Origin of the sequence: Thermoflexus sp. (genome assembly GCF_042408365.1) — a bacterium.
In the GTDB taxonomy this organism is placed as follows: Bacteria; Chloroflexota; Anaerolineae; order Thermoflexales; family Thermoflexaceae; genus Thermoflexus.
Map to the genome: position 1 here is coordinate 1 of NZ_JBHOQJ010000236.1, position 11231 is coordinate 11231.

An 11231-nucleotide genomic window follows, 5' to 3' on the forward strand; every position below is an offset into this window, starting at 1 on the left:
CCGAAGGAGAACTCGTCGGCCCCCAGCAGGGCGGCGATCACAACATCCCGGCCGGTACGCAATCCCCCATCCACCCGCAGCCGCACCCGGTCCCGCAGCCCGCATGCGACCAGCATCCGGTGGGCCTCCGCCAGCCCGACCTCCCATGGGATTCCCGCGTTCTTGATGGAGGACCACGGCGAGGCACCGGTGCCCCCGGCGTGCCCGCTGATGAGGATGATGTCCGCCCCCGCCTTGGCCACCCCCGCGGCGATCACGCCCACCCCGACGGTGGAGACCAGCTTGACCGAGACCTGGGCCTGAGGGTGGATGGCTTTGAGATCGTAAATCAGCTGGGCCAGATCCTCGATGCTGTAGATGTCATGGTGCGGCGGTGGCGAGATCAGATCGATGCCGGGTTGGGCGAAGCGCAGGCGCGCGATCTCCGGCGTCACCTTCGTCGCCGGGAGATGCCCGCCCTCCCCGGGCTTGGAGCCTTGGGCCATCTTGATCTGGAGCTCCTCGGCCGAGATCAGATAGTACGGCGTGACCCCGAAGCGGGCCGAGGCCACCTGCTTGGCCCGACAGTTGCGTTCGGTGCCATAGCGGGCCGGGTCCTCCCCGCCTTCCCCGCTGTTGGCGCGCAGCCCCAGCCGGTTCATGGCGATGGCCAGGGCTTCGTGCGCCTCCGGGGAGAGGGCCCCGTGAGACATCGCGGCGGTGGAGAATCGGCGCAGGATGGCCTCCGCCGGCTCCACTTGCTCAATGGGGAGCGGAGCTCGGTCGCTCCGCCATCGCAATCGATCCCGCAGGTCCACCGGCTCCCGATGGGCGTGGGCGGCGAAATCCCGATACCGTCGGTAGGCCTGCGGGAAGCCTTCCCCCAACGCATCCAGGGTGCGGACGGCCTCCTGGAGGGCGCGGATGGCCTCGGGGTTCAGGGCGTGGAACTCCCCGCGGGCGCGGTGCTTGTAGAAGCCGGGGGAGGGGAGTTCCAGGGTTTCGGCTTCGAAGGCAGCCCGGTGCCAGGTCTGGGCCCGCCGGGCGATCTCCTCCAGGCCGACCGGGCCGAAGACCCCGGGGGTCCCCTCGAAGGCCCATTCCACCAACTCCCGCTGCAGGCCGATGCATTCGAAGATCTGGGCGCCGGTATATGCATCCAAGGTGGAGATGCCCATACGGGCCATGACCTTCAGCAGGCCTTTCTCAACCGCCTGGATGTACCGGCGGACCGCCTCCTCCGGATCCTCCGAGCGTCCTCCCTCGCGCTCCCGCGCGGCCATCGCGGCCACCGTCTCGAGCGCCAGATACGGACAGATGGCCGAAGCCCCGTAGCCCAACAAGCACGCGAAGTGGTGCACCTCGCGAGGCTCCCCGGAAGCCACGATGAGGCTCACCCGGGCCCGCAGGCCGGCTCGGATCAGGTGGTGGTGCAGGACGCCGACGGCGAGCAGCGCCGGGATCGGGGCGTGTTCGGGACCCACCCCTTCATCGCTCAGGATCAACAGGTGACACCCGTCTGCGATGGTTTGTTCTGCCGCCCGACACAGATCCTCCAGGGCCCGGCGCAGGCCGGCCGCCCCCTCGCGGATCGGCCAACGGATGGGCAAGCGCGCGGATCGGAAGGCGGGGTCCGGGAGGCGCTCCAACGCCTCCAGTTGGGCAGAGGTGAGGATGGGACTAGGCAGCTCGATCAACCGGGCGGCTCGCTCATCCGGCGCCAGCAGATTGGCCCGCTCCCCCAGGAGCACCGTCAGGGACATCACCCGGGTCTCCCGCAGGGGATCAATGGGCGGATTCGTCACCTGAGCGAACCGCTGCTTGAAGAAGTTATATAGTGGCCGGGGCCACTCGGAGAGCATCCCCAGCGGGGTGTCGTCCCCCATCGATCCGATGGGCTCCTGGCCGGTCCGGGCCATGGGGCGAAGGATCAGGGCCAGATCCTCGGCTGTGTAGCCGAAGGCGATCTGCCGTCGGAGGAGGGATTCGGGATCCGATAGCGCGGGCGCCCTTGGGGTTTCTGAAAAGCGCACCCGGTGGCGGCGGATCCACTCCGCATATGGGCGGCGGGCGCTGAGCTCCATGCAGAGGGAAACGTGACCCTGGACCCGGCCGGTGCGAAGGTCGGCCGCCAGCATCTGGCCGGGCCCGAGGCGGCCCAGCTCGAGGATGCGCTCGGGGGGAACCTCCAGGGCGCCGATCTCCGAGCCGCAGTAGAGCAAGCCATCCACGGTGCGCAGTACCCGCAACGGTCGGAGGCCATTGCGATCCAGCAGCGCGCCGACGAAGCGGCCATCGGTGAATAGAACGGCCGCCGGGCCATCCCATGGCTCCATCAAACCCTGATGGTATGCATAGAACCCGCGGGCCGCCTCCTCGAGGTCCGGGGACTTCTCCCAGGCCTCCGGGATCAGCATCCGCAGGGCATGGCGGATGTCATAGCCGGAGTGGATCAAGAACTCCACGACGTTATCCAGCATCGCCGAGTCGGAGCCGTTGGGATCGATGATTGGCCGCAGATCCGCCAGCGTTTCCCCCCATGCGGGTGAGGCGAGGGCGGCCTCCCGGGCGCGCATGCTGTTGATGTTCCCCTGGAGGGTGTTGATCTCCCCGTTGTGGCAGAGGGTTCGGAAGGGCTGGGCCCGCGTCCAGGCCGGAAGGGTGTTGGTGCTGAACCGCTGGTGGAAGATGACGAAGTCCGTCTCGAAATCGGGATCCTTCAGATCTGGGTAGAACCGGTCGAGGTCACGGGCCAGAACGAGGGCCTTGTAGACGATGGTGCGGGAGGAAACGGAGGCGATATACATCGCCAGCCTCTTCTCAGCCGCGGCGCGCTCGATCCGACGACGGGCGCGATACAGACGGCGGTCGATCCCCTCCGGAGCGTCCCCTCGCTCATCGGCCAGAATCGCCTGAACGATGAAGGGACACGTGGCCTGGGCCCGAGGGCCCAGCGCCGCCGGTTGAATGGGCACCGGGCGCCAGGCCAGGAGGGCGAAGCCTTCCCCAAGGAAAGCCTCCTGGGCCAGCGCCCGGGCGGCCTCTCGGGCCTCCGGCGCCGGAGGCAGGAACATCGTCCCGACCGCCAGTCGGGTGGGGGCCGGCGGGCGGATCCGTTGCGACTCCAGGAAACGAAGGAACAACCGGCGAGGGAGCGCGGTGAGCACCCCCGCGCCGTCCCCAGTCAACCCATCATCCGCCGTCGCCCCTCGGTGCGACATCCGGTGGAGCGCCTGAAGGGCCATGGTGAGCAGCTCGTGGTCCGCCGGCCCGCCCGGGCGGGCCAGCAACCCGATCCCACACGCATCGCGTTCCCGTCGCTCCCATCCTCCCACGGTCCACCTCCGGCGTTGGGCAAATGCCATTAGGGTGGGCGAAGCGGTGCCCGGCCGCCTCTCCTTCTGCGCTCTGGGGTTGCCCTTGATTTTGGGAAGACCAGGCAAGCTTGTCATCCCCCATTTGGGCCATTTTGGGTCCCCTGAACAGGCCATTTTGAGGGGCGGTGCCAGGGGAACCCTTGGGGTGGTGAGGGAGAAAGGTAAGGCGCGGCCTGAAGGATGCACGCTGGTGGGAACGCTGTGAGGCAGGTGGGAGCAACGCGGAGAGGCCATAGGGAGGATCGACCGCTCGTCCTGCGCGGCCCTCAGGATCTTCCCATCCATCCAACGTCCAGGGCGGCGGGGAAGCCCCCCGGCCCTTTCGGGTCAGGTATCGGAGGTCCCGCCCCCCGCTTCATCGAGGACCTCGATGACGTGTTGGACTGGGATCGTCAGGCCGGCTTGGCGGAGGCCCATCGCGAGCTGGAGCATGCAACCGGCGTTGGCGGTCACCACCCGCTCGGGGGCCATCCGCCGGATTTGGTCCACCTTCTCTCCAAGCAGCGCGCCCGCGATCTCCGGGTGGGTCACGTTGTAGATCCCGGCGCTGCCGCAACAGAGATCCCCATCGGGCAGCTCGAGGACCGTCAGCCCGGCGGCCTGGAGCAGGCGCCGGGGCTGGGCCCGGACGCCCTGGCCGTGGGCGAGGTGGCACGGATCCTGATAGACGATCCGTCCGGATAGGCGTCGTGGAAGGGGCCGGAGGCCGACGGCGTCCAGGAACTCGGTCACGTCCCGCACCTTGGCGCTGAAGGCTTGAGCGGCCTCTGCCCAGCGCGGGTCATCGCGGAGCAGATCCCCGTATTCCTTCATCGCTACGCCGCAGCCGGCGGCGTTGACCAAGATGGCGTCCGCTTCCTCCCGCATGAAAGCGGAGATGTTCCGTCGGGCCAACGCCCGGGCGCGTTCGCGCTCCCCGGCGTGCACGTGGAGGGCGCCGCAGCAGGCCTGGCCGCTTGGGATCACCACCTCGAACCCCTGGCGAGTGAGGACCCGGATGGTGGCCTCCTGGGTCGAGGCCAACAGGGTGCGCATCACGCACCCCGCCAGCAGGGCGACGCGCCCCCGCCGCTCCCCGATCGCCGGATAGACCCGGCCGGTGGCCAAGAACCGCAGCGGGATGCGCTCCGGCAGCATGCCTTCCATTGTCCGAAGGGCGCGCGGCATGCGGTGCATCCAGCCGGTTCTTCGAAGCGCCCGCTGGAGCCCGCTGGATTGGTAAATCCAGAGCCCGCGGGAGAGGAGGCTCAGGACGGTGGGATGGGAGAGGACCAGGCCGAAGGCCAACGCCCGCAGCAACCGCTCGGTGGGGCGCATCGGCAGGGTCTGCCGGATCTGCCAGCGGGCGGCCTCCACCAGACGGCCGAACTGGACCGTGGCCGGGCATGCGGTTTGACATGCCCGGCAGGCGAGGCACACCTCCATATGCTCCTGAAAGTCCGGGTTGATCTCCAGGCGCCCCTCGACCACGGCCCGCATCAGATAGATGCGCCCACGGGGGGAATCCGGCTCCCAGCCCAGCACCCGGAAGGTGGGGCACTGATTCAGGCAGAGTCCGCAATGGGTGCAACGGAGGATTTCCGCGTAATCCGGCGGATGGTCTGACGTGAACCCCAACAGAGCTGGGGAAGGGCGATACGCTACAGACGCTTCGATGGGAGAAGCCATCTTTTTAACCTCCTTCAGATGAGGGAGGCGAAGGATCCAGCGTGCGTCATCGCGCCATCCATTTTCCGATTGGCAGCTTGAGGTTTACAAACGAGCTCCTTCCAACAACGTACGATCTCCCACATGGCATTACAGGGCCCGGCCGCCCGGGCCGTCAGGAGGAAATCACACTTCCTGTCGTAAACAGGCGATCGCCTGGCGCAGCTTCCCAGCGACCTCCATCATCTCTGTTTCGCTGGCGTAGCGATGCCGCGGCCAGAAGAACCCTCGTAGACCATCCCCTTTGCGTCGGGGCACGACATGGATGTGGAGATGCGGCACGCTCTGGCTCACCCGGTTGTTGATCGCCACGAACGATCCCTCCGCCCCCAGGCCGACCTCCATCGCCTGCGCCAACAGACGCGCGTTCTGAAACAGCGGCCCGACCATGTCCGGAGGCAGATCCATCAGGGTCTCGTAATGATCCCGGGGGACCAGCAGGCAATGCCCCGGGAACAGCGGGCGGTGGTCCAGGAAGGCAATGGAGATCTCGTCCTCTAAGATCACATATGCCTGGATCTCACCGCGCAGGATACGACAGAACGTGCAGCTCATTCCTCGCCCTCACGAATTCAATGCGCGCTCGGGCTGGTGCAAGGCATGGGGCCGGTACGGCCTACCCTGTAGGGGCACCCCTTGTGGGGGGCCCTACAAGACAAGGATTTATTACGCCCACCCCAGGCGTCCAGGGTTCAACCGCCCCTCGGGGTCCAGCTGGGCCTTGATCCGCTGCATCACGGCGACCTCCGGGCGGAGGGGGGCCCAGAGGCCCAGGGCTTGCTTCACTGGCTCCGGCCCTCCCAGGATGGTGAAATGCCCACCCCGGGCGAGGGCGAACGATCGAAGGGTGCTGGCCCACTGGAGGAGCGCTTCCAGCGGCCCTTCCGCCCGGGCGTAGATCAAACCCAGCGTCCCATGGGCCCGCCAGACCACGGGGATCTCTGAAGCTGTCTCCAGCGCGTTGGCGCCTTCCGCCAGCTGGGCGGGTAACAGCCCCAGACGCACCCCCAACGTCCCCTCGACCTCTGCGGGGGCGACGATCCCGATGGATGGGACCTGGGGCCAGAGGGTGATGGCGGTCGCCTCCGGGAGGCGCTCCCGCACGCGCGCTCCCTCGGCCGCAGCGGCCGCGTCGCGCCCCAGGCGTTCCACCTGGGCCGGCCATCCCCCCGCCCGCACCAACACCCAAATCCGGGCGCTGGGATCTTCGGGGAGCGGGAGCGCCCTCCGCAACGCTTCCCACGCCCGGCCGTTCAGGGCTTCCACCGCCAGCGGGAACCCAGGGTGGCGGAGCATGGCCAAGGTCAGGGGCAGGGCGTCTTCCGGCCGGGCGAAGCTGAAGGCCCAGGTGGTCTCCGTCTTCGGCCGCGGCCACAGCTTGAACGCCGCTTCCACGATCACCCCGAGGGTGCCCAGCGCCCCGTGGAACAGCTTGGGGAGATCGTATCCGGCCACGTTCTTCACCACTTCGCCTCCACATTGGATCAGCGTCCCATCCGCCAGCGCCACGCGGATGCCGATCAACAGGTCCCGCGCGGTGCCGTAGCGGGCCCGGAGCGGCCCGCTCAAGCCCGCCGCCAGGATCCCTCCGATGGTCGCCTGATCCCCGAAAGGGGGATCCAGGGGAATCCACTGGCCGTGCTCCGCCAACGCCGCGTTGAGATCCGACAGACGGATCCCCGCTTCCACCCGGACGGTCAAGTTGGCTGGACGATGGCGCAGGATCCGGGAGAGGCGCGTCAGATCCAGCGCGAGGTCATAGCGGGTTGGTGTGTGGCCGAAGCCTTGATGCGCGCCACTTCCCCAGGGCACCACAGCCCATCCGGAGCGGGCGGCCTCCCGCAGAACCTCGGCCGCTTCCTCAACCGTCTCCGGTTGCCGCACGGCTTGAGGGGCCATTCCGTTCAAGCGATAGCGTTCCATCAAATCCACAGCTCCTCCTCCGATTCCGCCGGAGCCGGCGCCTTCCGATAGCGGATAGGCTCGGCCATCCGGGCCTTGCGGTGGCTCCACGTTTCCAGACACATCTTGGTGGAGGGGAACATCTTACACGGGTTCAGCCGGTTCTCCGGGTTGAAGGCCCCCTTGATGCGGGCCATCGCTTCCAGGTCCGCCGGCGAAAAGAGCAAGGGCATGAGATCCCGCTTTTCAAGCCCGACCCCGTGCTCGCCGGTCAGCGTGCCGCCGGCTTCCACGCAGATCCGAATGATCTCCGCCCCGGCCTCCACAGCGCGTCGGGTGAGCTCGGGGTCCCGTTCGTCGAAGAGGATCAGCGGGTGCAAGTTGCCGTCGCCGGCGTGGAACACATTGGCGATGGTGAGGCCGTAGCGTTGGCCGATCTCCTGAATCTGACGAAGGACTTTCGGCAGCTGATCCCGCGGCACCACGCCGTCCTGGACGAGGTAGCTGGGGGCCAGTCGGCCCATCGCCCCGAAGGCCCCTTTGCGGCCGGACCACAGGCGCTCGCGTTCAACGGGGTCTGTGGCGATCCGAACCTCGCGAGGGTCGAAGTGCTCGCAGAGGCGGGCGATATGGCGGGCGAGGTCCTCCAAGCCTTCCGGCAGGCCCTCGACGTCGATCAGCAACACAGCGCCGGCGTCCATGGGGTAGCCGCAGCGCTTGGCGCTCTCCACCGCCTGGATCGCCGTGTGGTCCATCATCTCAATGGCCCCCGGGATCGTGCCGTCGGCGATGATCGCCGACACCGCCTCGCTGGCCTGGTCCACGGTGTCGAAGACGGCGAGCAGGGTCACCACGGCCTCCGGCATGGGCATCAGGCGGAGAACCGCTTTTGTGACGATCCCCAACGTGCCCTCCGAGCCGACGATCAGGCCGGTGAGGTCGTAGCCCGGCCAGTCGCAGATCGCGCCCCCCGTCTCGATCACCTCGCCGTCCGGGAGCACCACCTCCAGGCCCATGACGTGGTTGGTGGTCACCCCGTAGGCCAAGCAATGGGGGCCGCCGGCGTTCTCTCCGATATTGCCGCCGATGGTGCAGGCTTTCTGGCTGGAGGGGTCCGGCGCATAATACAAGCCGTAGGCCGCGGCGGCCTGAGAGACCGCGATGTTCACCACGCCGGGCTGGACCACGGCGCGCAGGTTCACCGGGTCGATCTCCAGGATGCGGCGCATACGGGTGGTGACGATCATCAGGCCGCCCTGGTCGGCCACCGCGCCGGCGCTCAACCCGGTCCCGGCGCCCCGCACCACAATGGGCAGCCCGTAACGGTTCGCGATGCGGACCGCGGCGACGACCTGTTCGGTGGAGGTGGGGAAGACCACGAAGTCGGGGCGTCCTTTGTCGATCGAGGCGTCGTATTCATAGAGGAGCAGATGGTGATCCTCCCAAAGCACCCCGTGGGGCCCGAAAACCTCCCGCAGCTCTTGAAGAACGCGCGCTCGCTTCACCACGCCCCCTTTCCGAAGATCCGATGGATGGCCCAGCCATGATCGCTCCCTACTATGAATCATAACCCAAATGGCGGTCGTTGTCTCAACGGGTGGGGACGATCCTTCCCAAGGGGATTTCGGCGTTGTGGGGGCACCCCTTGGGGATGCTCCTGCAAAGGACGTGGGTGCCGATTTTGTGGGGGCGGGCCTTGTGCCTGCCCAATGAGGGCGCCCACAGGAGGCGTCCCTGCATCGGTGCTCCATTCGGCAAAGGTTTGTTATACTTAGCTTCAGAACGGCATCCCATGATAGGGGAGGGTGAGATGAAGGGTGCAACGGCCTAATCGGGGGAAGCGAGCGCCTGGCCCGCGGGAGGGACCTGCGGGTGACGAGGGAGGCGGTTCCCCGCAGACGCGGGGCTAACCCGGCGCCAGCCGGGGAAAATCGAAGGTTCGGCGGATGCCGCCGGGGGCCCGGCCGCGGCCCCCACTTCCCCCGCTCCGAAGCCGGCCGACAAAACCATCGGGCAACCGGTGGGACAAAACGGCCGGCGGCGGCCCCATCGATGGTCCTCACCATGAGGGCGTTCGGAAGCGACGTCCTCGCCCAGGGATGGAACCACGCATCCCATGCTTGGCGAACAATGCCTCCATGATCCGGCGTGCGGGGTGTGAAGCGTTCCCTCCGCGAGCGTATGGCTTGCGTAGGGACATGGGCCGCTTTGTTCCATCAACGGGACCAAGGACACCGATGGGTCGGCCCTTCTGTTCAAAGCGGCCTTGCCGTCCCAAACGCTCTTCTCAGATGCCTTCGAAACAAAGAGGAGGTTCCCATGTGCGGAATTGTCGGATACGTGGGGGATCGAGATGCGGTGCCGATCCTGATCGATGGGCTGAGACGGCTGGAGTATCGGGGTTACGACTCGGCGGGGCTGGTGGTGATCCAGGATGGCCGCCTGGAGATCCGCCGGCGGGCGGGCAAGATCCGGGCCTTGATCGACCTGCTGGAGGCGGATCCGGCCAGCGGCCCGATCGGCATGGGGCACACCCGCTGGGCGACCCACGGCGCGCCGGCCGATCACAACGCCCACCCCCACCGGGATTGCACCGGCCGTGTTGCCGTGATCCATAACGGGATCGTGGAGAATTTCATGGAGCTGCGCCAGGCGCTGCAGGCGGAAGGCCATCGGTTCGCCTCGGAGACCGACACCGAGGTCATCGCCCATCTGATCGAGGCCCACCTCCGGGCGGGGGCGGATCTGGAGACGGCGGCCCGCATGGCCTTCCAGGCCCTGAAAGGGGCCCACGCCATCGTGGTGCTCTCCGCCGATCACCCGGACCGCCTCATCGCCGCCCGCATCGGCAACGCCGGCGGCGTGGTGATCGGGCTGGGGGAGGGGGAGATGTTCGTCGCCTCGGACATCCCGGCCATCCTGGAACATACCCGCCGGATGCTCTTCCTGGAGAGCCGTCAGATGGCGGTGGTGCGCCGGGACGAGGTGCGCGTGATGACCTTAGATGGGCATTCGGTGACGCTCCCGGTGCACACGATCCCATGGGATCCGGTGGCGGCGGCGAAGGGGCCCTTCCGCCACTTTATGCACAAGGAAATCCACGAGCAGCCCCGCGCGGTGACGGATACCCTCCGAGGGCGGGTCGATTTCGAGCGGGGGCGGGTGGTCTTGGAGGAGATCCCCCTAACCCCAGAGGAGGCCCTCCGCATCTCCCGGATCGCCATCGTCGCCTGCGGCACCTCCTATTACGCGGGCCTGGTGGGGAAATTCTACCTGGAGGCCCTGGCCCGCATCCCAACGGAGGTGGATTATGGCAGCGAGTTCCGGTATCGCGATCCGGTGCTCGACGCCGACACCGTGGTGTTGGCGATCTCGCAGAGCGGCGAGACCGTCGACACGCTGGCGGCGATGGAGCTGGCTCGGGAGCGGGGCGCGCGGCTGTGGAGCATCGTGAACGTCATCGGTTCCCAGGCCCATCGCATGGCCGACGCCTGCATCCTGATGCACGCCGGGCCGGAGATCGGCGTCGCTTCCTCGAAGGCCTTCACCGCCTCGGTGGTCGATCTGTTTCTGCTGGCCCTGCGGCTGGCGGAGCTGCGCGGCGCGTTGCCCGCGGAGGCGATCCGAGAGCACGCCCAGGCCTTGGCCCAGCTCCCGGATCTGCTGGGGCAGGTCTTGGATCGTGAAGGGATGGTGCGGGAGGTGGCGGAGGCCTTTTATCGCTATGATGATTTCCTCTACCTGGGGCGGGGACTGCTGTATCCCATCGCCCTGGAGGGGGCGCTCAAGCTCAAGGAGCTCAGCTACATTCACGCGGAAGGCTATCCGGCGGGGGAGATGAAGCACGGCCCGATCGCCCTGATCGACGAGCGCATGCCCACGGTCGCCTTGGCCCTCCGGGATCCGGTAACGTATGAGAAAATGCTCAGCCAGATGGAGCAGGTACGGGCGCGGCGGGGCACCGTGATCGCGCTGATCACCGAGGGCGATCGGGAGGCGGCGGCCCGCGCCGACCGCGCGATGGCCGTCCCACCGGCTCCCCGCTGGCTGCAGCCCGTGGTGGCCGTGGTGCCTCTCCAGCTCCTGGCTTATCATGTGGCGGTGCTGCGGGGGTGTGACGTGGATCAGCCCCGCAACCTGGCCAAGAGCGTGACGGTGGAATAACGCGGATGGAAGGCCGGCGCTGGTCGATCGTGATGGTGGGCCCCTTCGGGCTGCGGCCCCGGGGGACGATGCGGGCACGGGCGTTGCCGATGGCGAAGGCCC

The 11231-nt window shown here is 67.7% G+C and carries 6 protein-coding genes; 1 reads left to right on the plus strand and 5 read right to left on the minus strand.

All coding sequences use genetic code 11. The features are described 5' to 3' along the window. From gltB to ACFMO5_RS10930, 5 genes are all read right to left on the minus strand, one after another. Positions 1–3314: glutamate synthase large subunit (gene gltB, locus ACFMO5_RS10910; RefSeq protein WP_376792782.1), on the minus strand; the 3314-nt coding region annotated here is incomplete at its 3' end. Positions 3315–3683: 369 nt separating this feature from the next. Next, positions 3684–5024 (minus strand): (Fe-S)-binding protein, encoded by a 1341-nt coding sequence (locus ACFMO5_RS10915; RefSeq protein ID WP_376792783.1) that lies wholly within the window; start codon positions 5022–5024, stop codon positions 3684–3686. A 165-nt stretch (positions 5025–5189) separates the two neighbouring features. Further along, positions 5190–5618, minus strand: a complete 429-nt coding sequence (locus ACFMO5_RS10920; RefSeq protein ID WP_376792784.1) for an HIT family protein — start codon at positions 5616–5618, stop codon at positions 5190–5192. 111 nt (positions 5619–5729) lie between these two features. Continuing rightward, positions 5730–6986 (minus strand): FAD-binding oxidoreductase, encoded by a 1257-nt coding sequence (locus ACFMO5_RS10925; protein ID WP_376792785.1) that lies wholly within the window; start codon positions 6984–6986, stop codon positions 5730–5732. Further along, the gene (locus tag ACFMO5_RS10930; protein ID WP_376792786.1) at positions 6986–8470 is read right to left on the minus strand and encodes an FAD-binding oxidoreductase; all 1485 of its coding nucleotides are present in this window, start codon (positions 8468–8470) and stop codon (positions 6986–6988) included. The genes ACFMO5_RS10925 and ACFMO5_RS10930 overlap by 1 nt, the downstream gene beginning before the upstream one ends. Before the next feature lie 814 nt (positions 8471–9284). Between ACFMO5_RS10930 and glmS the strand changes: the two genes are divergently transcribed. Then, positions 9285–11129 carry a glutamine--fructose-6-phosphate transaminase (isomerizing) gene (glmS, locus tag ACFMO5_RS10935; protein WP_376792787.1) on the plus strand — a complete coding sequence of 615 codons (1845 nt, stop codon included), beginning with the start codon at positions 9285–9287 and terminating at the stop codon, positions 11127–11129. The last annotated feature ends 102 nt before the right edge of the window (positions 11130–11231 follow it).

Coding starts and splice junctions, on each gene's coding strand:
- ACFMO5_RS10915 (WP_376792783.1), bottom strand. CDS start 5,024: ATGGCTTCTCCCATCGAAGCGTCTGTAGCGTATCGCCCTTCCCCAGCT.
- ACFMO5_RS10920 (WP_376792784.1), bottom strand. CDS start 5,618: ATGAGCTGCACGTTCTGTCGTATCCTGCGCGGTGAGATCCAGGCATAT.
- ACFMO5_RS10925 (WP_376792785.1), bottom strand. CDS start 6,986: ATGGAACGCTATCGCTTGAACGGAATGGCCCCTCAAGCCGTGCGGCAA.
- glmS (WP_376792787.1), top strand. CDS start 9,285: ATGTGCGGAATTGTCGGATACGTGGGGGATCGAGATGCGGTGCCGATC.